The organism is Clostridioides sp. GD02377 (assembly GCF_045899875.1).
Classification (GTDB): Bacteria; Bacillota; Clostridia; order Peptostreptococcales; family Peptostreptococcaceae; genus Clostridioides; species Clostridioides difficile_A.
This window is the reverse complement of sequence record NZ_JBJODA010000007.1, coordinates 182,151-206,753: the sequence shown is the minus strand read 5'-3', so window position 1 is coordinate 206,753 and position 24,603 is coordinate 182,151. Positions and strand designations below refer to the sequence as shown.

The following is a 24,603-nucleotide window of genomic DNA, read 5'->3' as shown; positions in this document are numbered from 1 at the left end:
GCCCCTTCCAGGTCGCCAAACTAAATAAGCGGGAATAGTTCAGTGGTAGAGCGCAACCTTGCCAAGGTTGAAGTCGCGAGTTCGAATCTCGTTTCCCGCTCCATAATAACTTGGGTGCATAGCTCAGCTGGATAGAGCAACGCCCTTCTAAGGCGTGTGTCCGGGGTTCGAATCCCTGTGCGCTCATTAAGAAAAGTTTACTATATTTTATAGTAAACTTTTATATTGTTTAAAAAGACACAGGATACATGTATATTACCTGTGTCTTTTTCTTTACAAACTTTAAACCTTGTAAGAGTTACAGTATATTCATTAATATTGTAAACATATAAATGCTAATGTATAATAGTTTACAAGACGTTTATAAAAGTTATAGTTAGAAAGAATCACTAACTATAGGATAAAGTCTATATACATTATATTGTATACTTTATAGTATTAATATATTAGAATGATTAATTAATTTATAGATTAATTGTACTTATATAATGAATTATGAAAAATTAAGTATTATAGAGAATTGACAATGTAATGTAACATTTATATGTTATACTAAATGAATTATAATAGTATAGGTAATAGATGCATAAGTCTGAGAATATGTGTGTTATTTTACCTATAGAAAATAATTTCTAATAGTATTTGTAGTAGTATATTAAAATAAATTTATCTAGACTAGTTATAAAGCAGATTATTATTTTAAGGCAAGAATTACATTAATAAGTTAATAAGATAATATTTATGATATATAATGTTTCAGTTATATAATTAATGAGCAGATTATAAAATTTATTTTAGTAAATATATATTAATTAATGATATATTAAATAGGTTCTATAGCATAAAACTGTGTTAAGGCGCGAGTACTATTTTGTATTCGCGCCTTGATGGTTTGAATTATTTGACCTAAAACTAACTTTAATAAAAATATACATTTATTGAATCAATATTTTTTATGTCTTTAGAGATTATTTAACAATCTCGAACCATAAAATTAGAATTATTTACACAAAAGTTAAATAGTTTGTATAGAGTTAGATTTATATAGTATAATACATAGTGTAAATAATTAAGAAGTTATCAAACAGGAGGATAAAACTGTGTTAGATATAAATTCTTTTTTAAATGGATTTTTTAATATAATATTAAGAATGAGTATATATGATTTAATTGACATATCTATAGTAGCGTATATTTTTTACAAAATATTTATGTTTATAAAAGATACAAGAGCAGAACAAGTATTTAAAGGGATAATATTTCTTTTACTAGCAACTCAACTTAGTAACACTTTTAAACTGCATACCGTTTATTGGATATCTCTTAAAGCTCTAGATTATGGAGTTATAGCTGCCCTTATAATTTTTCAGCCAGAATTTAGAGCAGGACTTGAGCATATAGGAAGAGCAAAATTTAATTTATTTGGAAAGAATGTAAATACATCAGAAGAGACTCTTAATAGAAATATAGAGGAAATTGTAGAGGCATTATATTCACTTTCTAGACAAAAGATAGGCGCTCTTATCATAATGGAAAGAGAAACTAGAATAAGTGATATAATAAATACAGGAACTATTATTGATGCTGAGATTTCTAGACAGCTATTAATAAATATATTTATACCAAATACACCACTACATGATGGAGCTGTTGTAATTAGAGATTCCAAAGTAAAGGCAGCTGCATGTTTTTTACCTCTGACAGAAAGTAAGGATTTAAGCAAAGATTTAGGTACTAGACATAGAGCGGGAATAGGTGTAAGTGAAGTATCTGACTGTATTACACTGATTGTGTCTGAAGAAACTGGAGGCGTTTCAATCGCTAAATCAGGTAAGTTATATAGAGATATCTCTAGAGAAAGAATGATGAATATATTACGTAGTAATCTAAAAACAAATACAGAAACAAGAAGTTTTTTCAAAGGTGGTATATTTAAATGATAAATAGACTGAAAAATAATACCAAAATAAAAATAATATCATTTTTAAGTGCAATTGCATTATGGATGTATGTTATGGCTGTAGTTGACCCTGAAGAAACTAAAGGGTTTGAGGATATACCTGTATCTATAAGTAACATGAGTGATTTAAAAGATAAAAATCTTGTTATATATCCAGACGAAAAATTAACAGCAGATGTATATATAAAAGGTAGTTTATCAAAGGTACAAAGTGTAAAAAAAGAGGATATACATGTGTATGGAACTATTGAAGACCCAATACAAGGACAGAAAGAAGTATATTTAAAAGCAAATATTCCTCAAGGTGTCACTATAGAATTTAAACATGATGTTTTAGTAGTGAATCTTGAAAAAAATATAAAAGAAAAAAGAGATATAAAGGTAGAAGTAAGTGGAAATTCAAAAAGAAATATAAATAAAATTGAACTTAGTAAGAATGTTGTCGACGTTTCGGGATCGAGAAGTCTGGTTAATGAAGTCAAAAGTGTAAGAGCTAACTTAGATGTTGGAAATCAAACAGAGGACTTTTCTAAAAAATTAGAATTAATTCCATTAAATAGTAGTGGAACAAAGGTTGAAGGTGTAACATTAAGCTCATCTTTTGTAACTGCACAAATAGAATTATTAAAAGAAAAGACTGTACCAATAAGAGTGAACTTGAAGGATGGTAAAGATAATGATGCACTGAAAAACTATAAATTAAGTGCAGAACAAGTTACAATAAAAGGAAAAAAAGAAAATATAGACAAAATAAATTATATTAAGACAAAACCTGTTGATTTAGCTGATTTAGCTGATGGAGGAGAAAAAGAAGTGAGTTTAGAGGTTCCAGAAGGTATAACTCTTGAAGACAGTTCTATAACAATAAAATTAAATGAAACAAAACAGTTAAGTGCAGAGTTTCTATACAATGTAGAGGATATTGAATTAAGAAATATACCAGCAAATATGGATAATCCAAGTATAATTTCTGATGTAAATATAAAAGTTGTAGTAGAATCGACAGAAGACTTAAGCAAGTTAAATAAAAAAGATATTTCATTGTTTATCGATTTATCACAAGGACCTGAAGAAGATAGTAAATACAAAGTAAAATATGAAACAACATATCAATTTAAAAAAATAAATATAGAACCTAATATTGTTGAAGTGGAATGAACAAATATTTCGAATATTTAGTTGTTACAAGATGCGACAAAAAAACCTATAAAATTAAGTTTGTTAATTTTATGTTTTTGTTGCATCTTGTTTATTTTAGTTATATTATAAAATAAGGACAATGAGATATTTGTTAAATCTAAAAAGTACTAGAAATTATGAAAAAAGACTGATAAATAGATTTAAATAAATATTTTTGAATTAAATATTTCAATTATCCCTAGGAAAACGTTGCTGAACGAGTTATAATTTAATTGAGATATAAAAAGTTCTATTTCAAAAAATTCAAGATGAGGTGGAAATGCATGAAAAGCTTTGAAGAAGTAATTAAGTTTGCAAAAGAAAGAGGACCTAAAACTATATCAGTAGCATGTTGTCAAGACAAAGAAGTTTTAATGGCAGTTGAGATGGCTAGAAAAGAAAAAATAGCAGATGCTATTTTAGTAGGTGATATAGAAAAGACTAAAGAAATTGCAAAAAGCATAGACATGGATATCGAAAATTATGAACTGATAGATATAAAAGATTTAGCAGAAGCATCTCTAAAATCTGTTGAATTAGTTTCACAAGGAAAAGCCGACATGGTAATGAAAGGCTTAGTAGACACATCAATAATACTAAAAGCAGTTTTAAATAAAGAAGTAGGTCTTAGAACTGGAAATGTATTAAGTCATGTAGCAGTATTTGATGTAGAGGGATATGACAGATTATTTTTCATAACTGACGCAGCTATGAACTTAGCTCCTGATACAAATACTAAAAAGCAAATCATAGAAAATGCTTGCACAGTAGCACATTCATTAGATATAAACGAACCAAAAGTTGCTGCAATATGCGCAAAAGAAAAAGTAAATCCAAAAATGAAAGATACAGTTGAAGCTAAAGAACTAGAAGAAATGTATGAAAGAGGAGAAATCAAAGGTTGTATGGTTGGTGGACCTTTTGCAATTGATAATGCGGTGTCTTTAGAAGCAGCTAAACATAAAGGTATAAATCATCCTGTAGCAGGAAGAGCTGATATATTATTAGCTCCAGATATTGAAGGTGGTAACATATTATATAAAGCTTTAGTATTCTTCTCAAAATCAAAAAATGCAGGAGTTATAGTTGGAGCTAAAGCACCAATAATACTAACTTCTAGAGCAGATAGTGAAGAAACTAAACTTAACTCAATAGCTTTAGGTGTTTTAATGGCAGCAAAGGCTTAAATTTAAGGGGGAAATAGGCAAATGAGCAAAATATTTAAAATCTTAACAATAAATCCTGGATCGACATCAACTAAAATAGCTGTATTTGATAATGAGGATTTAGTATTTGAAAAAACTTTAAGACATTCTTCAGAAGAAATAGGAAAATATGAGAAAGTGTCAGACCAATTTGAATTCCGTAAACAAGTAATAGAAGAAGCTCTAAAAGAAGGTGGAGTAAAAACATCTGAATTAGATGCTGTAGTAGGTAGAGGAGGACTTCTTAAACCTATAAAAGGTGGTACTTATTCAGTAAGTGCTGCTATGATTGAAGATTTAAAAGTAGGAGTTTTAGGAGAACATGCTTCAAACTTAGGTGGAATAATAGCAAAGCAAATAGGTGATGAAGTAAATGTTCCTTCATACATAGTAGACCCTGTTGTTGTGGATGAATTAGAAGATATCGCTAGAATTTCTGGTATGCCTGAAATAAGCAGAGCAAGTGTAGTACATGCTCTAAATCAAAAGGCAATAGCAAGAAGATACGCTAGAGAAATAGGTAAGAAATACGAAGATATAAATCTTATAGTTGCTCACATGGGTGGAGGAGTTTCTGTTGGAGCTCATAAAAATGGTAGAATAGTAGATGTTGCAAACGCATTAGATGGAGAAGGTCCTTTCTCTCCAGAAAGAAGTGGTGGATTACCAGTAGGTGCATTAGTAAAAATGTGCTTTAGTGGAAAATATACTCAAGATGAAATTAAAAAGAAAATAAAAGGTAATGGTGGATTAGTTGCATATTTAAATACTAATGATGCTAGAGAAGTTGAAGAAAGAATTGAAGCTGGTGATGAAAAGGCTAAATTATTATATGAAGCTATGGCATATCAAATCTCTAAAGAAATAGGAGCTAATGCAGCAGTTCTTAAGGGAGATGTAAAAGCAATACTATTAACTGGTGGAATCGCATATTCAAAAATGTTTACAGAAATGATTACAGATAGAGTTAAATTTATAGCAGATGTAAAAGTTTATCCAGGAGAAGATGAAATGATTGCATTAGCTCAAGGTGGACTTAGAGTTTTAACTGGTGAAGAAGAGGCTCAAGTTTATGATAACTAATGATAAAAGAATAAGAATCATAACTGGTCACTATGGAAGTGGTAAAAGTGAATTTGCGATGAACTATGTTATTAAATTAAGAGATATGGTTTCTGGCAAAGTTGCTATAGCCGATTTAGATGTGGTAAATGTATACTTTAGAACTAGAGAAAAGAAAGAACTAATGAAATCTTTAGGTATACAACCAATTGATAGCTCAATCAATGCTCCAACATTAGACTTACCAGCAGTATCAGCAGAAGTAATGTCTCCTATGGTGGACAATTCATACAATTCTGTTATAGATTTAGGTGGAGATAATGTAGGTGCCAGAGTTATAGGAAGATTTAGTCATTTGTTAAAAGAAGGCGACTATGATATGCTTTTTGTAATAAATGCAAATAGGGAGAAAACTCAAACTTCTGAAGAAGTTATCCAATATATAAAGGAAATAGAAAAATCTTCTAAGTTAAAGGTAACAGGTCTAATTAATAATACTCATCTTATTAGATTTACTACTATTGATGACGTTTTAAGAGGACAGAAAGTTGCAAAAGAAGTTTCTGAGAAATGTAATATACCTATAAGATATGTTGCATGTTTAGAAAATCTTGTTGAACAGTTACCAAAAGACATAGAAGGAGAAATTTTTCCTATAAAATTATATATGAGAGAAGATTGGATGTAGTTTGAGCTCAAATATATAGAAAGTTTAAGGAGGCTTAGGTAAATGGCTAAAGGAAAAGTATCTTTTAATGAAGAACGTTGTAAAGGTTGTGGATTATGCGTTGAAGCATGTCCAGTAAAAATCATACAATTAGACTCAAATGTAATAAACAAAAAAGGGTATAACCCAGCAACTGTTTTTGAAATGGAAAAATGCATAGGATGTGCAAGTTGTGCAACTATGTGTCCAGATGTAGTTATAACAGTAGAAAGAGATTAATTTAATTAATATTTAAGGGGGAATTTTAATGGCTAAGATACTTATGAAAGGTAACGAAGCATTTGGAAAAGCAGCTATAGAAGCTGGTTGCAAATATTTCTTCGGTTACCCAATAACTCCACAAAGTGAATTACCAGAATATTTATCAAGAGAGTTACCAAAGATAGGTGGAGCGTTCGTTCAAGCTGAATCAGAAGTTTCTGCAATAAACATGGTTTATGGTGGAGCAGGTGCAGGAGCAAGAGTTATGACTTCTTCATCTTCACCAGGAGTTGCTTTAAAACAAGAAGGTATAACATATGCAGTAGGTGCAGAAGTTCCTTGTGTTGTACTTAACGTAATGAGAGGTGGTCCAGGACTTGGAAGTATACAACCTTCACAAGCTGACTACTTTATGTCTACAAGAGGTGGAGGAAATGGAGACTACAGAACTCCAGTATTCGCACCAGCTACAGTTCAAGAAGCTGTTGATATGATAATGGAAGCTTTTGACGTTGCAGATTACTACAGATCACCAGTTATGGTAGTTGCAGATGGTATGATAGGTCAAATGATGGAGCCAGTTGAATTTAAAGCTCCTGAAAAGAAAAGAGAATTGCCTCCTAAAGATTGGGCAACTGTTGGAACTAAAGGAAAAAGAGTACCTAATGTAATAAACTCTCTATACTTAGAGCCAGAAGTACTAGAAGACCATTGTTGGCATTTACAAGAAAAATTTGAAGCAATGGAAAAAAATGAAGTTCAATACGAAATGTACAAAACAGAAGATGCTGAATTTGTATTTGCAGCTTATGGAACTACTTCAAGAGTAGTAAAAAGCGCAATTGATATATTAAGAGAAGAAGGAATAAAAGCAGGTCTTATAAGACCTAAAGTATTATGGCCATTCCCATTTGAAGCATTTGACCAAATTCCTAATGCTAGAAACATATTAACTGTTGAAATGAGTATGGGACAAATGGTGGAAGATGTTAAAATGGCAGTAGAAGGTAAATTACCAGTTTACTTCCATGGAAGACCAGGAGGAATGACTCCAACACCAGCAGAAATAGTTGAAAAAGCTAAAAAAATTATTGCCGGAGAATTGGTTGCAGGAGGTGCTAGATAATGGCTGTTGTATTTAAGAAAACTGAAGGATTACAAGATACTCAAACTCACTACTGTCCAGGATGTACACATGGTATAATCCATAGATTAGTTGGTGAAGTATTAGAAGAATTAGGAGTATTAGGTGATGCTGTAGGTGTTGTTCCAGTTGGATGTTCAGTTCTAGGATATAAATATTTTAACTGTGACACTCAAGAGGCTGCTCATGGTAGAGCACCAGCAGCTGCTACAGGAATAAAAAGAGTTCATCCTGAAAATACAGTATTCACTTATCAAGGTGATGGAGACTTAGCTTCAATCGGTACTGCTGAAATAGTTCATGCAGCTGCTAGAGGAGAAAAAATAACTACTATATTTGTAAACAATACAACATATGGTATGACTGGTGGGCAAATGGCTCCAACTACACTAGTTGGACAAAGAGCTACTACTGCTCAATCAGGAAGAAATGCTGAAACTCAAGGTTATCCAATAAGAGTAAGCGAAATGTTAGCTACATTAACAGGAGCTGTATTTGTAGAAAGAGTAGCAGTTGATACTCCAGCTCATGTTAGACAAGCTAAAAAAGCTATAAAGAAAGCATTCCAAGTTCAACAAGCAGGATTAGGATTTGGAATAGTAGAAGTATTATCTACTTGTCCTACAAACTGGGGACTAGCTCCAAATGATGCTTTACAATGGTTAAGAGACAATATGATACCATACTATCCATTAGGAAATTTCAAAAATGTTGAAGTTGAGGAGGTGAAGTAAATGTCTACAGCTAGAGTAATATGTGCAGGCTTCGGAGGCCAAGGTGTTATGTCTATGGGACAATTACTTACTTATGCAGGAATGCTAGAAGGAAAAGAAGTTTCTTGGTTACCATCTTATGGACCAGAAATGCGTGGAGGTACAGCAAACTGTGCAGTAACTGTATCTAGTGAACCAGTTGGTTCTCCACTTATAACAGATGATGCAACTGCAGCTATATTATTAAACATACCAGCATTTGAAAAATTCAAAGATGATGTAATTCCTGGTGGAAAAATAATAGTAAATAGCTCTTTAATAAAAGAAAAAGTTGAAAGAACAGATGTAGATGTTTATTATATACCAGCAAATGAATTAGCAGTTGAGTTAGGAAATGACAAAGTTGCTAATATGATAATGTTAGGAGCTTACTTAAAAGTAGCTGATACTGTAGATATAGAATCTGTATTAGAAGCATTTAAGAAAGTTTTCGGACCTAGAAAAGAAAAATTCGTTCCATTAAACAGAGAAGCTCTACAAAAAGGTATGGATGCTGCATGTTCTGTAGCAACTAACTAATAAAGAAAAAAGATGTCAAAAAAAAGACAATAGAATTATTTCTATTGTCTTTTTTGCTGATAAGTATTAAAATGTTTTTATGACTGAAATTAAGAATATAATGATATTTTATGAACTATAAAAATATAATATAAATTGCAAGCTTTTCAATTATGGAAGGAGAATCTTTAGTGAGAAAGTATTTTGGAACTGATGGAGTTAGAGGAGTAGCAAATACAGAATTAACATGTGACTTAGCATATAAACTTGGTAGAGCTGGTGGTTTTGTCTTAGCTCAAGGAGACCACAGGGTAAAAGTAGTGGTAGGTAAAGATACGAGAATATCAGGAGATATGTTAGAAGCATCTTTAATAGCAGGACTTATGTCTGTTGGATGTGATGTTATTACTGTTGGAATAATACCAACACCTGCAGTGGCATATTTAACTAGAAAATATGGTGCTGATTGTGGCGTGGTTATATCTGCATCTCATAATCCTGTTGAATATAATGGAATTAAATTCTTTAATAAGAATGGATATAAATTGGATGATGAAATTGAATTAAGAATAGAAGAGTATATAGATGATATAGATAAAATTGAATGTCTACCAATTGGGGAAAATGTAGGAAGAAAGTTACATGAACATTATGCACAAAGGGACTATGTAGACTATCTGAAATCAATAATAAGTACCGATTTTAAAGGATTAAAAGTAGTATTGGATTGTGCAAATGGTGCATCATATAAAGTAGCACCAATAGTATTTGATGAATTAGGAGCAAGTGTAATTTCAATAAATAGCTCACCAGATGGAAATAATATAAATTATAAATGTGGTTCTACACATCCAGAACAACTTCAAAATGCTGTTTTGGAACATAATGCTGACTTAGGTCTTGCATATGATGGAGATGCCGATAGATTAATTGCTGTAAATGAAAAGGGTCAAATTGTTGATGGAGACCATATAATGATATTGAGTGCTTTAAATTTAAAGAAAAATAATAAATTAGCACAAGATACTTTAGTAGTTACAGTTATGAGTAACATAGGATTAACAATAGCTGCTAAAGAAAATGGAATAAATTTATCTACTACAGCAGTTGGAGATAGGTATGTTTTAGAGGATATGGTTAAGAATGGATACAATCTTGGTGGAGAACAATCTGGACATATGATATTCTTAGATTACAATACAACTGGAGATGGAGTACTTAGTTCTTTAATACTTGCAAATATAATCTTGCAAGAAAAGAAACCTTTATCAGAGCTTGCATCAATAATGAGTCAATATCCACAAGTATTAGTAAATGCAACAATAAAAAATGAAAATAAAACTAAATATATGGAATATCCAGAAATAAAAACTGAGATAGAAAGAATAGAATCTATTTTAGATGGAAATGGTAGAGTTTTGATAAGACCATCAGGAACTGAGCCATTAGTTAGAGTTATGTTAGAGGGTAAAGAGGAAGGTCAAATAAAAGAATTAGCAACAAATTTAGCTAATCTTATACAAGAAAAATTATCGTAATTTATAAGGGTATTCTCAGGTATAAATACTGAGAGCACCTTTCTAAGCGCCAGAACTTAGTTATAGACATAATTATTAAGTAACATAGGAACTAAGTTGACGAGGTCAGAGTTAATCGAATTGTCGGCGGATGCTCTGCGGTGTGTTTACCATCGAAAGACTTCTTTAAATAATAGGAGTAATCCTATGGACAAAGGGAAGCCAAAGTAAACTTATATGACCTAACTCTTAAAATATATAAATAATATTTTTTAGGAGGACACAAATAATGTGTGGAATAGTTGGATATTTAGGAAGTAGAAAGGCAGCAGAAGTTATAGTAGAAGGACTTTCTAAGCTAGAGTACAGAGGTTATGACTCTGCAGGAGTAGCAGTTAATAATTCTAATGGAGAAGAGCTTGATATCAGAAAATTTAAAGGTAGACTTTCTGTATTGGCAGAGGATTTAGAAAAGAATCCTATTGATGGAAATTTGGGAATAGGGCATACAAGATGGGCAACTCATGGAGAACCATCTGATGTAAACTCTCATCCTCATTTTAATCAAGCTAAAACAATAGCAGTTGTTCATAATGGGATAATAGAAAATTATATGGAAATAAAAGAGGAGTTAATCTCTGAAGGTGTTAAATTTGAATCTCAGACAGATACAGAAGTAATAGCACATTTAGTAGATAAATATTATGAAGGTAATTTATTAGATGCTGTATACAAAACTATATCAAAATTAAGAGGAGCTTATGCACTAGGTGTTATCTGTAAAGAACATGGAAATGAACTAGTTGCAGTAAGAAAAGATAGTCCTCTTGTAGTTGGTGTTGGTGAAGGAGAAAACTTTATAGCGTCAGATATACCTGCCTTATTAAAATACACTAGAGATGTTTATTTCTTAGAAAATGGAGAAATAGTTCATCTAAAAGATGAGAACGTAACAGTTTATGATTCTAATAGAAATCTAGTAGAAAAAGAAGTATTCCATGTAACTTGGGATGTAGAGGCTGCATCTAAAGGTGGATATGATTACTTTATGTCAAAAGAAATTCATGAGCAACCAACAGGTGTTAGAGAAACGCTAGAAAGAAGACTTGATGACAATGGAAGCATAGTTTTAGATAGTATAAATATTTCTAAAGAAGATTTAGATAAAATAAATAAAGTTTATATAGTGGCTTGTGGAACAGCATATAATGCTGGATTACTTGGTAAGTATGCTATAGAAAAATTTGTAAATATACCAGTAATAACTGATATAGCATCAGAGTTTAGATATAGTGACCCATTTGTAGATGAAAATTCATTAGTAATATTAGTTAGTCAATCTGGTGAAACAGCAGATACTTTAGCAGTATTAAGAGACTCAAAGGCTAAAGGAGCAAGAATACTTTCTATAACTAATGTTGTAGGTTCATCTATAGCTAGAGAATCAGATGATGTTTTCTATACTTGGGCAGGTCCTGAAGTAGCCGTTGCATCAACTAAGGCATATACTACTCAAATAACTTCTCTATATATGATAGCTCTAGACTTTGCTATTAAGAAAGGAACAATAAATAGAGAATTTTATGATAGTATGATTTCTAAGATGAAAGAAATACCATCAAAGATACAAGAAATACTAGATAACGAAGAATATATAAAAGAAATTGCTAAAACAGTTGTGAGTTCTGATCATGCATTCTATTTAGGAAGAGGAATAGATTATAGTTTAGCAATGGAAGGTTCATTAAAATTAAAAGAGATTTCATATATACATGCAGAAGCTTTTGCAGCAGGAGAATTAAAGCATGGAACAATAGCTTTAATAGAAAAAGGAACTCCTGTAATTGCTATAGCTACTCAAGAAAAATTATTTGAAAAAATGGTTTCTAATATGGAGGAAGTAAGGGCAAGAGGAGCTTATGTGGTAGCTATAGCTCAAAGTCACAATAAGGATGTTGAGAAAGCTGCTGATAGAATAATCTATATACCAAATTCAGATGATATTTTATCTCCTATATTAGCAGTTGTACCAATGCAATTACTTGCTTACCATGTTTCTGTATTAAGAGGATGCGATGTTGATAAACCAAGAAATCTAGCTAAATCAGTAACAGTTGAATAAAAATATATTAAAAATTAAATAGATAATATTTATTAAAAAGCTCATTCTATTGTTTGTATTTTATAGGATGAGCTTTTTTATAAGAATTAAGCATGTTTTTTTGTTATAATTAATTTAATACTTTATGAGAAAACAGTTTTAATTTAATGAAATAATTTCAAATAAAAAAATATTATAAATAGGAGAATAAATTATGTCGGATGATTTTAAAAAGAAAAATAAAGAAGATTTTTTTATTAATCTTGAATCAATTTCTACTGAAATTTTACAAGAAAAAATAGAAGATAAATCTTGGATTGTAGTTGATACTCGTTTAAATGATGCATATAATGGATGGAAGTTAGATGGAGTAAAAAGAGGAGGACATATAAAAGGTGCTGTAGATTTCTCTGTTAATTGGTTAAGTGTATACTCAGATAAAAAAGATGAAGTACTAGAGCAAGCACTGAGAACTAAGGGAATTGATTTAAATAAAAATATAGTATTATATGATGCCAATGGAAAAGATGCTTTACTTGTAGCAGAGTATTTGTTTAAAAAGGGATATAAGTATTTATATAAATATGATGTTAATCAATGGGCAGAGAATGAGAATCTTCCAATGGAAAGGTATAAAAATTATCAAATGATAGTACCAGCTTCTATAATAAAAGAAATACTGGATGGGGGAATACCAGAGACATTTGAAAATTCCAAACATATAAAAATGATTGAAGCAAGTTGGGGAGAAGAAAAAGAATCGTATGCGAAAGGTCATATACCTACAAGTGTTCATATAAATACTGATATTATAGAACCACCTCCAACATGGATGCTAGACAATGATAATAATCTGACTCAGTTTGCATTAAATTATGGATTTACGAAGGATGATACTGTAATAGTTTCAAGCAGTACAACTATGGCATCTTATAGACTAGCTGTTATATTAAGATATATAGGAGTAAGAGATGTAAGGGTTTTAAATGGTGGAATAAATTCATGGATATCAGCAGGATATGAATTAGAATTTACTAGTAACTCAAGGCATTCATGCACTAATTTTGGAGCAAATATTCCAGTCAACCCGCAATTAATTGTTACAACATCTCAATTAAAGCAAAGACTAAAAGAAAGAAATAAATGTGCATTAGTAGATATTCGTACTTGGGATGAGCATATAGGTAAAATATCTGGATATACATATTATGATAAAAAGGGACGTGTACCAGGGGCTTTATATGGGCATTCAGGTAGTGATAGTGTTTCACTAGAAGAATATCGTAATATTGATGACACAATGAGAAATAAATATGAGATTTTAGAAATGTGGAATAAAGAAAGTATAGATGTGAATAAACAGCTTATATTCATGTGTGGAAGTGGATGGCGTGCTGCTGAGGTATTAACATATGCAAATGTAATGGGTGTTGAAGAAACATCTCTTTATAGTGATGGATGGATGGGGTGGAGTCTTGATAACTCAAATCAAATTGAAGTTGGAGCATATAAATAGAGCCTTTTAAAGTACAATAGAATTACTTAACATAAAGGTGTATTCTCTTTAATAAGTTGAATATACCTTTGTTATGTTTTAAAATATAAACAGAGTTAGAATATGATTATATAAATATAGACTTATTTAAACATATTATTAGCAGTATAGAATTATAAATTTATATTATGAGGTGTAAGAGATGATTAGCAAAGATGAAAAAGCAAAGTTGAAAGCTGAGGGGATATTGGCTCAAAGTCAAGAAGGATATTTCTCAATAAGAATATTAAGTAGAGCTGGAAACTTTACAGCAGAACAACTTATTAACTTGTCAAAGTTATCTGAGAAATATGGTAGAGGTTATTTGGGTGTTACTACTAGACTAGCTGTGGAAATACCATGGATAAAATATGAAGATATAGATTCAATAAAAGACGATTTAAAAACTGTAGGTTTAGAACATGGTGGTACAGGAAAGAAAGTAAGACCACTAGTTGCATGTAAAGGTACTGTATGTCAACATGGAATATATGATACACAAGAATTATGTGGAAAGTTACATGATTTATATTTTGGATATGATTTACCATCTAAAACTAAGATTACTCTAGTTGGATGTCCAAACAATTGTGCAAAAGCGAATACTAATGATGTAGGTATTGTAGGGCAAGTATATGTAAAATTTAATGAAGATAAATGTAAAAATTGTGGATTATGTACATCATCTTGTAGACAAAAATCAGTATATATGGAAAATAAGAAACTAGTGTGGAATAAAGAAGAGTGTGTAAATTGTGGAAAATGTGCTCAGGTATGTCCATTTGGAGCTATGGAAGTTGATAAAAAAGGATTAGCTGTTTATCTTGGTGGTAGAATGGGAAGAGGTTATAGATTTGGAGACAGACTTAGTAATCTGTATACAGAAGATAATATAGAAGAATTAGTTCAAGATGTATTTAATACATATAAACAATTAGCAAGTCCAGGAGAAAGAATAAGTAAAGTATTAGAAAGAATTGGTATCAAAGAGTTTGAGAAACATTTAATGAATATAAAATTGCAAAATGCATAAAAATACCTATTGAGAAAGTATATCTCTCTTAAATTTGTTAATAATTCTGTTATAAGGAAAAACATATTTAAGGGGGATTTTTTATTATGAAAAGGATAAAATTAGCTATATGCTTTTTTATATTAATGACTATAGGGATGACAATATCTTATGCAGATACAAGTATAAATACTAGGTATAATAAATTAACTAATGCACTTGAAATTTCGGAAGCAGACTTTAAATTTTATAATGTTAAAATTAATTCTGTTATAAATTATAATTTATCAAATAAAGAATTTCGTAATATTTTTATAGAAATAATTAACAATCTAAAGCTAGATGGAAAAGGAATAAATTGGAATCAAAAAGGGTATGGCGATAAAATGCAATTATATGCTACTATAAAAGGTAGCAATAAAGAAATTTTCATAAAAGGAATAAATAAAAATAATAAAGAAAGTTACATAATAGTTGACATATTGGATAACAAAGTATATAAACATAAAGAGGATATTTATAGTAACGTAGAAAATGTGTTAAATAAATATTCATCTCAAGTAGATGTGTCTGCTTGTATTGTTGGAGAATACACAAAAAGGTTACAAAACAACAAATATGATGATATTTTACAAAAAATATTATATAATATGAATGCTAAGCAAATAGATAAAGTTAAAGACGTAAACTTTTTATCAGTAACAGCATATAGTAAAGTATTAAATGATGATGATTTAGAATATTTAGGGGAAAAAATTAATTTAAATATAGGAATTAGATATAATGAGGATGAAGGAAAAACACTCATATATATTGCCACACCAATTATAAAATTAGATTATTAATTATGAGGAGATCAAAAAATATGGCTAAGATAATAGTAAAAAAGAGTAATCCACTTAAAGGTAGTGTTAAAATAGATGGTGCAAAAAATGCAGTTTTACCAATAATAGCAGCGACTTTATTAGCGAACGGAAAATCAACATTGAATGGAGTACCAAATTTAAGAGATGTTCATGTTATATCAGATTTATTAAGACATGTAGGAGCAGAGGTTGAATATAAAGAAAATACACTTACTGTTGATGCAAGTAATATAAAGACTTGTGAAGCTCCATATGAGCTTGTAAGAAAGATGAGAGCTTCTTTTTTGGTTATGGGACCATTACTTGCTAGATTTAATAGTACAAAAATTTCTATGCCAGGAGGATGTGCTATAGGAACAAGACCTATAGATTTACATTTAAAAGGATTTAAAGCTTTAGGTGCAAACATAGAGATGGACCATGGATTTGTTGAAGCAGCAACAGAAAAGTTAGTAGGAAATAAATTATATCTAGATTTCCCATCTGTTGGAGCAACTGAAAATATAATGATGGCGGCTTCTTTAGCAGAAGGTACTACAATAATAGAAAACGCAGCAGAAGAGCCAGAGATAGTAGATTTAGCAAACTTTTTGAATGAAATGGGAGCAGACGTTAAAGGTGCAGGTACTAACACTATAAAGATAAAAGGTGTTAAAGAGCTAAAAGGAGCAGAGCATAATGTAATTCCAGATAGAATAGAAGCAGCAACTTATATGGTTGCAGCAGCTATGACAAAAGGTGATATAACTGTTGAAAATGTTTTAATGGAGCATTTAAAGCCAGTTGTAGCTAAATTAAGAGAAGCTGGTTGTGAAATTACAGAGATGGACAATTCTGTTAGAGTAGTGGGTCCAAAGGTGTTAAAACCAATAGATATAAAGACTTTACCACATCCAGGGTTTCCTACAGATGTTCAAGCACAATTTATGGCTATGCTTACTGTAGCAAATGGAACTGGTGTAGTTATAGAAACTGTTTTTGAAAATAGATTTATGCATGTTGCAGAGTTTAATAGAATGGGAGCTAATATAAAAATAGATGGAAGAAGTGCTGTTGTTAATGGTGTAGATGAATTACATGGTGCAGCAGTAAATGCTACTGATTTAAGAGCAGGTGCAGCACTTATTTTATGTGGTCTTATAGCAGAAGGAGAAACTCAAATAGGAGAAATATACCATATTCAAAGAGGTTATGTTGATATAGATAAGAAGATAACAGCATTAGGTGGTCGAATCGAAATAGTAGAAGATTAATAATTGGTTTAGAGAAGAAAGTTATAAATTAATAGGGTTGTTCATATACTTAAATACAAGGTTTTAAAAGCTAAGGAGGAGAGTATATGAAGAACCCATTGGTTGTTTTGTTAGGATTCGTGACTTGTTCTGTGTTAGTTCCATCACTTATAACTTTAGTCTCTTATAAAAATGTAGAACTAACTGAAAAACCAGAGAAGTCAGTTTCTATAAACAAAACTATTAAAAAAAGCGATATTAAAGAAGAAAGTAATGAAGAAGAAAAAAAGATAGTGAACTATGAAACTGTAAATAAAAAAACACCAATCATCAATGTGTACAATCATATAACAGGAAAAACTGAAAAAATGGACATGGAAAATTATTTATGTGGAGTGATAGCTGGTGAGATGTCTTCAGATTTTGACATAGAAGCTTTAAAAGCTCAAGCTGTGGCAGCTAGAACATATGTAGTATATAAGCAAGAGCATGGACAATCAGGTAAACATAAAAATGCAGTAGTATGTACTGACTATAAGCACTGTCAGGAATACAAAAGTTATGCTACTCTCAAAAAGTTAAATGGAGAAGAATGGATTAAGAACAAATACTCTAAAATCCAAGAAGCAGTTGGAGGAACTAAAGGACAGATAATAACTTATAGTGATAAGGCAATACTTCCTCTTTACTTTTCTACATCTTCAGGAAAAACAGAAAACAGTGAAGAAGTATTTTCTGCAAAATATCCTTATTTAAAATCTGTAGAAAGTCCTTATGATAAGTATTCTCCTAAGTTTGCATCCACACTTAAAATAAGTAATACCGACTTTGTCAAGAGTCTTAGAAGAGCATATAGTGCTATTGTAATAGATGCAAATAATTTAAGTAAACAAGTTTCAATAACTCAAAGAAGTGATGCAGGAACTGTAGAGAAAATAAAACTAGGAAATAAAGAGTTGACTGGAAAAGACATTAGAACTGTTTTTAAGTTGAACTCAGCAAATTTTGACATAAAGTTTGGAGAAGGATACATAGATTTTGTAGTAAAAGGATATGGTCATGGTGTTGGTATGAGCCAGTGGGGAGCAGAAGGAATGGCAGAAGAAGGCTATAAATATTATGATATATTATCACATTACTACACAGATACAAAAATAAAAGATATATACTAATAATTGTATAAAATACCAAAAACACGTCAATAATCCAAATGTAGAAATATATTTGGAGGTGCAAAATGAAGAAAAAGCTATTAGAAAAAGATGGTTTTTATTTATCTTTATTTGTATGTGTTTGTTTATTAGCAGTAGGTGGAGTTTGGTTTACAAATAATAATGTAGATAAATTAGCTTCTAATAAAGGCATGATAGAAAATGCTAATAAAGATAGTGAAGAGGAAATACATTTAATTGAAAAAGATAAGAAAGATGCTATTCCCACTTCAACAGATTCAAAACAAAACTTAGAAAAAGCTAAGTCAAAAGAGGAAAATAAGTCGAGTACAACAAAATTAAACTACATTGGAGATAAAATAATAAGAGGATATTCAGAAAAAGAACCTAGTTATTCAAAAACACTAGATGTCTGGGAGACTCATAAAGGTGTAGATGTTAGTTGTACTAAAGGTAAAGAAATAAAATCTCTATTAAACGGAATGGTAGTAGATGTATTTGATGATGAAGAATATGGAAAATCAGTAAAAATAAAAAGTGACAATAATATTGTAGTTGTATATTCAAATTTAGATGAAAATGTTAGTGTTAAAAAAGAACAAAAGGTAACAGAAGGACAATCTCTAGGTACTGTAGGAAGTACTTCTCAAATAGAAAGTGAAGAGGGTATCCATGTACACTTAGAGGCATATAATGGAGAGAAATCTATAGACCCAATGGGTCTAATTAAGTAAAAGTATAACAAGTTTAATCATATTTGGTTAAGCTTGTTATATTTTTTGGTGTTTTTACATATATATCATTAAAGCTATTATGTGAGGGGGGTAATCTTTGAGATCTCATATAGAGGAAAGGGCCATAGTGGTAGCAAAATATATACTTGAAAAAAACACTACAGTAAGACAAACCGCCAAGACATTTGGAGTAAGTAAAAGTACAATTCACAAGGATGTTACAGAAAGATTGAAGGAAATAAATCCATCCCTTGCCAAAGAAGTTAAAAGTGTGCTAGACAAGAATAAATCAGAGAGACATATTAGAGGGGGATTAGCAACTAAATTAAAGTATGAGAAGGAACATAAAAAAATGTAGGTTAAAAACCTACTTTTTTTATTGAATTAGATTATTGTAATAAATATATTAAATAATTATAAATAGCAAAATAATAATACCCTCAAAACATTTATTTTCTCTTGATTAAAGCGAGTTTTTTGTATATGCTTTATTATAGGAGTATTAAAGTAGACTTATAATATAATCTAATATATAAATGAAGGAGTTGAAAAAATGGCTGGAGCTGATATAGGCATAGATTTAGGTACTGCAAACGTACTTGTTTATGTTAGTGGTAAGGGAATCGTTTTAGAAGAACCATCTGTTGTAGCAATAGATAATAGGACAGATTCTGTTTTAGCTGTGGGAGAAGAAGCTAAAAAAATGATAGGAAGAACACCAAGTAATATAGTTGCTATAAGACCTTTAAGAGATGGTGTAATTTCGGATTATGATGTAACTGAGAAGATGTTAAAATCTTTTATAGATAAGATAGTTGATAAAAAAGGATTTGGAAGATTCTTCATGCCAAGAATTATGGTATGTGTGCCAACTGGTGTTACAGAAGTAGAAAAAAGAGCAGTAGAGGATGCTACTAGACAAGCCGGAGCTAGAGAAGTATATATCATAGAAGAACCAATAGCAGCAGCCATAGGAGCTGGAGTAGACATATCACAACCTAATGGTAATATGATTATAGATATTGGTGGAGGGACTGTGGATATAGCCGTAATATCTCTAGGAGGAGCTGTTGTAAGTGAATCTATAAAAGTTGGTGGAGATAGATTTGATGATTCTATAGTTAAGTATATGAAAAAACAACACAATCTTCTTATAGGTGAAAGAACAGCAGAGAAAATTAAGTTTGAAATCGGTTCTGCATTTAAGAGAGAAGAAGAAAAATATATGAAGATAACAGGAAGAAACTTAATTACAGGGCTTCCTAGTTCTATAACTATAAATTCAACAGAAATGCTAGAAGCACTTAGAGAATGTGTTGAGCAAATAGTAGTTGCCACTCATGCTGTTTTAGAAAAAACACCCCCTGAATTAGCAGCAGATATAGGAGATGTTGGTATAATAATGACTGGTGGAGGTTCATTATTATACGGATTGGATAAAATAATAGAACAAAGAACAGGGATAACTGTTACAATAGCAGAGGAGCCATTGTCTTGTGTTGCAAAAGGGACAGGAATAGCTTTGGGTTCAATAGACTTACTTGAAACAGGTGGGTCTTTTAGAAGAAAATAATTAGGAGAGTTAAGAATGCTAAATATAGATGAAATAAAAAAATTAATACCACATAGATATCCATTTTTATTAGTGGACAAGATTACAGAGTTAGAAGTTGGGAAAAGAGCCGTTGGTATAAAAAATGTAACAGTGAATGAGCCATTTTTTCAAGGTCACTTTCCAGAATATCCATTGATGCCAGGAGTATTGATAGTAGAGGCTTTGGCACAAGTGTGTGGAGTTGCAATGATGTCTGTAGATGAAAATAAAGGAAAATTAGGTGTATTTGCAGGTATAGATAAGGTTAGAATTAAGAGAGAAGTAAGACCAGGAGATACATTAACTATGGAAGTTGAAATGACAACTCTTAGAAGAAATATAGCTAAGGCAGATGCTAAGGCATATGTTGGTGATGAGCTTGTCTGTAAAGGTGAATTAATGTTCGCTTTGGTGGAAAAGTAAAAATTCACAATATAAAAGTAAAAAGGTAGATAATTTGGAGTATTCAATTAGATACTCTAAAATATCTACCTTTTTATATAAAAAATTTTATCAGTTACTTCACATTGGACTTAGGTGGATACTAATAAAGCTAAGGCTATTGTTTCAGCTAAGTCCAATATAAAGCTAAGACGTATATTATTAAATGAAAGTCTATTATTTTCATCAATTTTATCTACAATTCCTACTATAGAATAATTTCCTATTTGAGGTAGTTTTTTGCCAACACCTTTTCCGGGCAGGATAGGTCCTTCTCTAATTTGTATATTACCTATGTTACTCTGCGACCCCAAGCAAGCATCTATAGCCAAGAAGTTACCTTGTATATGTGTATTTTTTATAGTATCTAAAGACTCATATATATTTAAGGCGTGAATAGGGTTATCTAGTGTACCGTAAACGGGGTATTTAAATTTACTGTTCTTAAGTATTGTTCCAACTAAAGGGCCTAAAGTATCACCTATAGCCCTGTCTGTTCCTATGCAAACAACAATCGTATTTTCATTAATTATAGTTTTTAGAACTGAACTTAGCATCTGTATAACATCATCATCGCTGTAATTTACTTTAGCTAAATACAATAGGAACACCCCCTTCAAAAAAATATATGAATAAAAAACAATAAAAAGACCTAACTTTAAATTTCAGATAGAGATAATATTTTATTTGTCTTACAAAAAAAGGAATGGGAAAAATATGACTAAAAATCTTGACAAAATTTTAAAAAAATAGTAAGCTAGTAAAGTAAAACAAAACTTAAATCTTGATTACCTTATCAAGAGCGGCTGAGGGATAGGCCCTGTGAAGCCCAGCAACCACCCAAATGGGAAAAGGTGCTAATTCCTACAAGACAAAAGTCTTGAAAGATGAGGTCAGTTAATTAGTATGCGATTACGATTATTAACCTCTTCTTATAAAGGAGAGGTTTTTTATTTTGAGTAAAATTTCTAAAATTAAAAATAAGGTAAAACCTATAATAAAAATTGAGAATGTATAAGGGGGAATAAAAATGGCAAGACATTTATTTACGTCAGAATCAGTTACAGAAGGACATCCTGATAAGATATGTGACCAAATATCAGATTCAATATTAGATGCATTATTAGAAAAAGACCCACAATCTAGAGTAGCTTGTGAAACTACAGTTACGACTGGATTAGTTTTAGTAGCAGGAGAAATAAGTACATCTGCTTATGTAGATATTCCTAAACTAGTAAGAGAAACAGTAAAAGAAATTGGATATACAAGAGCGAAATATGGATTCGACTGTGATACTTGTGCAGTTATAACTTCTATAGATGAGCAATCTGGAGACATAGCTATGGGAGTTGATGAAGGTATAGAAAGTAAGACTGGAGAAGAAATAGAAGAAGAAATAGAAAAAGTCGGAGCTGGAGACCAAGGAATAATGTTTGGATTTGCATGTAATGAGACTCCAGAATTAATGCCACTTCCAATATCTTTAGCTCATAAATTATCAAGAAGACTTACAGAAGTTAGAAAGACAGGTATAGTTGATTATTTAAGACCAGATGGAAAAACTCAAGTTACTGTTGAATATGAAGGAAATAAAGCTGTAAGAGTACATACAGTTCTTATATCAGCTCAACATTGTGAAACAGTATCAAATGATAAAATAAGAGAAGATATAATTAATCATGTTATTAAAGCAGTTATACCAGCAGAATTACTTGATGAAGAAACTAAAATTTATATAAATCCAACAGGAAGATTTGTTATAGGAGGACCTCAAGGAGATACAGGTCTTACAGGAAGAAAAATAATAATAGATACTTATGGTGGATATTCTAGACATGGTGGAGGAGCTTTCTCAGGAAAAGACCCTACAAAAGTTGATAGATCTGCTGCTTATGCAGCTAGATATGTTGCTAAAAATATTGTTGCAGCTGGTCTTGCAGATAAATGCGAAATAGAACTTGCATACGCTATAGGTATAGCTAGACCGTTGTCTATATTCATAGATACTTTTGGGACAGGTAAAGTTTCAGAGGAAAAACTTGTTGAATTAGTAGAAAAACACTTTGATTTAAGACCAGGAGCTATAATAAGAGACTTAGATTTAAGAAAGCCTCTTTACAAAAAAGTTGCTGCTTATGGTCATTTTGGTAGAACTGATATAGATTTACCTTGGGAAAAAATTGACAAAGTTGAGCAATTAAGAAAAGATGCCTTAGGTGAATAATTTTTAATTAATAAACTGTTAGAATGTAATTTTATGATTATATTCTAACAGTTTTTTTATTGTAGATTAAATATTTTTAATAAATGTTAATTTCCCATCATATAATAAATAAACAGTATTTAATTAGATTAGTGTATTATATTTTTTAATATTATACTAAATCAGTACATATCATGGAAAATATGTTAAAGAATGGTTAAGATTGTGTTAACTACTGTTAAATAATTGAAAATATATTGAAATATCACAACAATACATCTAATATAATCTTAATAAACTTACACTTTAAAAATTATTTTAATTAGGGGGGAGTAGTGTATGTCAGGAAAAGTAAATATTAAAACTGTTATAAGTTTTGCTGGAGCTTATGTAGCTACTGTAATAGGTTCTGGATTTGCAACTGGTCAAGAGATATTGCAATTTTTTACGTTTTATGGATATGCTGGTATTATAGGTGGAATAATATCTATGGTATTATTTTCATGGTTTGGAGCAGAAGTTATAGATAAAGGAAGAGAGCTAAAACTTAAGGAGCCAATAAAGATTTATCAAGTATATTGTGGAAAATATCTTGGTACATTCTTTGAATGGTTTGGACCATTGTTCTTATTTGGAACACTAGTAATAATGATTGCAGGGGCAGGAGCTACATTATCAGAGTACTATGGATTAAATCCATATGTAGGTAGGATTGGTATGGCAATCGTTTCCCTAATAACTGTTTCTTTAGGTCTAACAAGACTTTCTAAGATACTAGGTAATATAGGTCCTATAATAATAATATTTACACTTTTAGTAGGAGCTATTAGTCTATGTAGTAATATTGATGCTTTACCAAATGCTGGGGCTATGGTTGATAGTTTAAACATTAAAACTGCTACATCAAGTGGGTATTTTTCAGGTGTGCTTTATACTTGTTATAATGTAATTATAGTAATCACATTCTTAACAGGAATGGGCTCTTCTGCAGTAAACAAAAAAGATGCTGTATGGGGTGGTATAGTAGGAGGAATAGCTCTTATGGCAGCAGCTATAATGATGAATCTAGCATTGCTTTCAGACATAGGAAATATATATACAAAAGAGATACCAGCACTTTACTTAGCTGATAAAATATCTCCAATAATAGGTGTTTTATTCTCAGTAGTACTTTTATTAGGAATATACACTACAGCTGTTCCACTATTATGGTCAGTAACTAACAGATTTGTAGAAGATGACCATCCTAAATTTAGAATTATAACAATAGTAGTAAGTATATTAGCATGTATAGGAGGCTTATTACCATTTGATAAACTAGTAGGAACTCTATATCCATATACAGGTTACATGGGAATTTTAATTTTACTATGTATGCTTTATAGAAGAATTACTAAGACCAGTGGATATAAGGAAAATAAATCTGAAATAAGTTAGTATTAGGATAG

Annotated in this window: 23 protein-coding genes, 2 tRNA genes and 1 riboswitch; of the genes, 24 read left to right on the top strand and 1 reads right to left on the bottom strand. The window is 30.8% G+C overall.

Annotated features, from left to right (window positions below):
* Window positions 1-28 precede the first annotated feature (28 nt).
* The 22 genes from Q3304_RS08215 (at window position 29) to fabZ (ending at window position 20,934) form a co-directional block, all read left to right on the top strand.
* Window positions 29-103: transfer RNA gene (locus tag Q3304_RS08215), tRNA-Gly, on the top strand.
* Between the two features lie 9 nt (window positions 104-112).
* Window positions 113-186: transfer RNA gene (locus Q3304_RS08210), tRNA-Arg, on the top strand.
* 914 nt (window positions 187-1,100) lie between these two features.
* On the top strand, window positions 1,101-1,940 hold the full coding sequence (gene cdaA / locus Q3304_RS08205; RefSeq protein ID WP_021382536.1) for a diadenylate cyclase CdaA: 840 nt from the start codon (window positions 1,101-1,103) through the stop codon (window positions 1,938-1,940).
* Window positions 1,937-3,118 carry a YbbR-like domain-containing protein gene (locus Q3304_RS08200; RefSeq protein WP_407814242.1) on the top strand — a complete coding sequence of 394 codons (1,182 nt, stop codon included), beginning with the start codon at window positions 1,937-1,939 and terminating at the stop codon, window positions 3,116-3,118. The genes cdaA and Q3304_RS08200 overlap by 4 nt, the downstream gene beginning before the upstream one ends.
* A gap of 305 nt (window positions 3,119-3,423) precedes the next feature.
* Window positions 3,424-4,326, top strand: coding sequence for a phosphate butyryltransferase (gene ptb, locus Q3304_RS08195; protein WP_021382540.1), 903 nt, complete (start codon window positions 3,424-3,426; stop codon window positions 4,324-4,326).
* A gap of 21 nt (window positions 4,327-4,347) precedes the next feature.
* Window positions 4,348-5,427, top strand: a complete 1,080-nt coding sequence (gene buk / locus Q3304_RS08190; RefSeq protein ID WP_054268695.1) for a butyrate kinase — start codon at window positions 4,348-4,350, stop codon at window positions 5,425-5,427.
* A complete protein-coding gene (locus Q3304_RS08185; protein ID WP_054268696.1) occupies window positions 5,417-6,094 on the top strand; it encodes a hypothetical protein in 678 nt (225 codons plus the stop codon). The genes buk and Q3304_RS08185 overlap by 11 nt, the downstream gene beginning before the upstream one ends.
* Window positions 6,095-6,136: 42 nt before the next feature.
* Window positions 6,137-6,352: a 4Fe-4S binding protein gene (locus Q3304_RS08180; protein ID WP_021382532.1), complete on the top strand. Its 216-nt coding sequence runs from the start codon at window positions 6,137-6,139 to the stop codon at window positions 6,350-6,352.
* A 28-nt stretch (window positions 6,353-6,380) separates the two neighbouring features.
* Window positions 6,381-7,460, top strand: coding sequence for a 3-methyl-2-oxobutanoate dehydrogenase subunit VorB (locus Q3304_RS08175; RefSeq protein WP_021382548.1), 1,080 nt, complete (start codon window positions 6,381-6,383; stop codon window positions 7,458-7,460).
* A complete protein-coding gene (locus tag Q3304_RS08170) occupies window positions 7,460-8,212 on the top strand; it encodes a thiamine pyrophosphate-dependent enzyme (RefSeq protein ID WP_003420710.1) in 753 nt (250 codons plus the stop codon). The genes Q3304_RS08175 and Q3304_RS08170 overlap by 1 nt, the downstream gene beginning before the upstream one ends.
* Window positions 8,213-8,770 (top strand): 2-oxoacid:acceptor oxidoreductase family protein, encoded by a 558-nt coding sequence (locus tag Q3304_RS08165; RefSeq protein WP_054268697.1) that lies wholly within the window; start codon window positions 8,213-8,215, stop codon window positions 8,768-8,770.
* Window positions 8,771-8,940: 170 nt separating this feature from the next.
* Window positions 8,941-10,287 carry a phosphoglucosamine mutase gene (glmM, locus tag Q3304_RS08160; protein ID WP_054268698.1) on the top strand — a complete coding sequence of 449 codons (1,347 nt, stop codon included), beginning with the start codon at window positions 8,941-8,943 and terminating at the stop codon, window positions 10,285-10,287.
* 268 nt (window positions 10,288-10,555) lie between these two features.
* The gene (gene glmS, locus Q3304_RS08155; protein WP_074179926.1) at window positions 10,556-12,388 is read left to right on the top strand and encodes a glutamine--fructose-6-phosphate transaminase (isomerizing); all 1,833 of its coding nucleotides are present in this window, start codon (window positions 10,556-10,558) and stop codon (window positions 12,386-12,388) included.
* A gap of 193 nt (window positions 12,389-12,581) precedes the next feature.
* Entirely contained in the window at window positions 12,582-13,883 is a 1,302-nt protein-coding gene (locus tag Q3304_RS08150) for a rhodanese-like domain-containing protein (RefSeq protein ID WP_407814241.1), read from the top strand.
* 181 nt (window positions 13,884-14,064) lie between these two features.
* Window positions 14,065-14,934 (top strand): 4Fe-4S binding protein, encoded by an 870-nt coding sequence (locus tag Q3304_RS08145; RefSeq protein ID WP_074179928.1) that lies wholly within the window; start codon window positions 14,065-14,067, stop codon window positions 14,932-14,934.
* Between the two features lie 86 nt (window positions 14,935-15,020).
* The gene (locus tag Q3304_RS08140) at window positions 15,021-15,758 is read left to right on the top strand and encodes a YwmB family TATA-box binding protein (RefSeq protein ID WP_407814240.1); all 738 of its coding nucleotides are present in this window, start codon (window positions 15,021-15,023) and stop codon (window positions 15,756-15,758) included.
* Between the two features lie 20 nt (window positions 15,759-15,778).
* Window positions 15,779-17,032, top strand: a complete 1,254-nt coding sequence (gene murA, locus Q3304_RS08135; protein WP_054268703.1) for a UDP-N-acetylglucosamine 1-carboxyvinyltransferase — start codon at window positions 15,779-15,781, stop codon at window positions 17,030-17,032.
* A gap of 86 nt (window positions 17,033-17,118) precedes the next feature.
* Complete coding sequence (gene spoIID, locus Q3304_RS08130; RefSeq protein ID WP_407814239.1) at window positions 17,119-18,183, top strand: stage II sporulation protein D; 1,065 nt, start codon at window positions 17,119-17,121, stop codon at window positions 18,181-18,183.
* Between the two features lie 65 nt (window positions 18,184-18,248).
* Window positions 18,249-18,917 (top strand): peptidoglycan DD-metalloendopeptidase family protein, encoded by a 669-nt coding sequence (locus Q3304_RS08125; protein WP_407814238.1) that lies wholly within the window; start codon window positions 18,249-18,251, stop codon window positions 18,915-18,917.
* 97 nt (window positions 18,918-19,014) lie between these two features.
* Window positions 19,015-19,275 carry a sporulation transcriptional regulator SpoIIID gene (gene spoIIID / locus Q3304_RS08120; protein ID WP_044212029.1) on the top strand — a complete coding sequence of 87 codons (261 nt, stop codon included), beginning with the start codon at window positions 19,015-19,017 and terminating at the stop codon, window positions 19,273-19,275.
* A gap of 195 nt (window positions 19,276-19,470) precedes the next feature.
* Complete coding sequence (mreB, locus tag Q3304_RS08115; protein WP_021382530.1) at window positions 19,471-20,490, top strand: rod shape-determining protein MreB; 1,020 nt, start codon at window positions 19,471-19,473, stop codon at window positions 20,488-20,490.
* A gap of 15 nt (window positions 20,491-20,505) precedes the next feature.
* Window positions 20,506-20,934: a 3-hydroxyacyl-ACP dehydratase FabZ gene (fabZ, locus tag Q3304_RS08110; protein ID WP_054268706.1), complete on the top strand. Its 429-nt coding sequence runs from the start codon at window positions 20,506-20,508 to the stop codon at window positions 20,932-20,934.
* A 110-nt stretch (window positions 20,935-21,044) separates the two neighbouring features.
* On the opposite strand, the gene yyaC is transcribed toward fabZ, so the two are convergent.
* The gene (gene yyaC / locus Q3304_RS08105) at window positions 21,045-21,554 is read right to left on the bottom strand and encodes a spore protease YyaC (protein ID WP_161803358.1); all 510 of its coding nucleotides are present in this window, start codon (window positions 21,552-21,554) and stop codon (window positions 21,045-21,047) included.
* 188 nt (window positions 21,555-21,742) lie between these two features.
* Window positions 21,743-21,846, top strand: a riboswitch (SAM riboswitch).
* A 136-nt stretch (window positions 21,847-21,982) separates the two neighbouring features.
* Between yyaC and metK the strand changes: the two genes are divergently transcribed.
* Window positions 21,983-23,176, top strand: coding sequence for a methionine adenosyltransferase (metK, locus tag Q3304_RS08100; protein ID WP_407814237.1), 1,194 nt, complete (start codon window positions 21,983-21,985; stop codon window positions 23,174-23,176).
* Window positions 23,177-23,494: 318 nt separating this feature from the next.
* Entirely contained in the window at window positions 23,495-24,592 is a 1,098-nt protein-coding gene (locus Q3304_RS08095) for a hypothetical protein (RefSeq protein WP_054268708.1), read from the top strand.
* The last annotated feature ends 11 nt before the right edge of the window (window positions 24,593-24,603 follow it).

Coding starts and splice junctions, on each gene's coding strand:
- Q3304_RS08200 (WP_407814242.1), top strand. CDS start 1,937: ATGATAAATAGACTGAAAAATAATACCAAAATAAAAATAATATCATTT.
- murA (WP_054268703.1), top strand. CDS start 15,779: ATGGCTAAGATAATAGTAAAAAAGAGTAATCCACTTAAAGGTAGTGTT.
- metK (WP_407814237.1), top strand. CDS start 21,983: ATGGCAAGACATTTATTTACGTCAGAATCAGTTACAGAAGGACATCCT.
- Q3304_RS08165 (WP_054268697.1), top strand. CDS start 8,213: ATGTCTACAGCTAGAGTAATATGTGCAGGCTTCGGAGGCCAAGGTGTT.
- Q3304_RS08125 (WP_407814238.1), top strand. CDS start 18,249: ATGAAGAAAAAGCTATTAGAAAAAGATGGTTTTTATTTATCTTTATTT.
- Q3304_RS08185 (WP_054268696.1), top strand. CDS start 5,417: ATGATAACTAATGATAAAAGAATAAGAATCATAACTGGTCACTATGGA.
- Q3304_RS08150 (WP_407814241.1), top strand. CDS start 12,582: ATGTCGGATGATTTTAAAAAGAAAAATAAAGAAGATTTTTTTATTAAT.
- Q3304_RS08180 (WP_021382532.1), top strand. CDS start 6,137: ATGGCTAAAGGAAAAGTATCTTTTAATGAAGAACGTTGTAAAGGTTGT.
- mreB (WP_021382530.1), top strand. CDS start 19,471: ATGGCTGGAGCTGATATAGGCATAGATTTAGGTACTGCAAACGTACTT.
- Q3304_RS08095 (WP_054268708.1), top strand. CDS start 23,495: ATGTCAGGAAAAGTAAATATTAAAACTGTTATAAGTTTTGCTGGAGCT.
- ptb (WP_021382540.1), top strand. CDS start 3,424: ATGAAAAGCTTTGAAGAAGTAATTAAGTTTGCAAAAGAAAGAGGACCT.
- Q3304_RS08145 (WP_074179928.1), top strand. CDS start 14,065: ATGATTAGCAAAGATGAAAAAGCAAAGTTGAAAGCTGAGGGGATATTG.
- Q3304_RS08170 (WP_003420710.1), top strand. CDS start 7,460: ATGGCTGTTGTATTTAAGAAAACTGAAGGATTACAAGATACTCAAACT.
- Q3304_RS08175 (WP_021382548.1), top strand. CDS start 6,381: ATGGCTAAGATACTTATGAAAGGTAACGAAGCATTTGGAAAAGCAGCT.
- fabZ (WP_054268706.1), top strand. CDS start 20,506: ATGCTAAATATAGATGAAATAAAAAAATTAATACCACATAGATATCCA.
- spoIID (WP_407814239.1), top strand. CDS start 17,119: ATGAAGAACCCATTGGTTGTTTTGTTAGGATTCGTGACTTGTTCTGTG.
- Q3304_RS08140 (WP_407814240.1), top strand. CDS start 15,021: ATGAAAAGGATAAAATTAGCTATATGCTTTTTTATATTAATGACTATA.
- glmS (WP_074179926.1), top strand. CDS start 10,556: ATGTGTGGAATAGTTGGATATTTAGGAAGTAGAAAGGCAGCAGAAGTT.
- buk (WP_054268695.1), top strand. CDS start 4,348: ATGAGCAAAATATTTAAAATCTTAACAATAAATCCTGGATCGACATCA.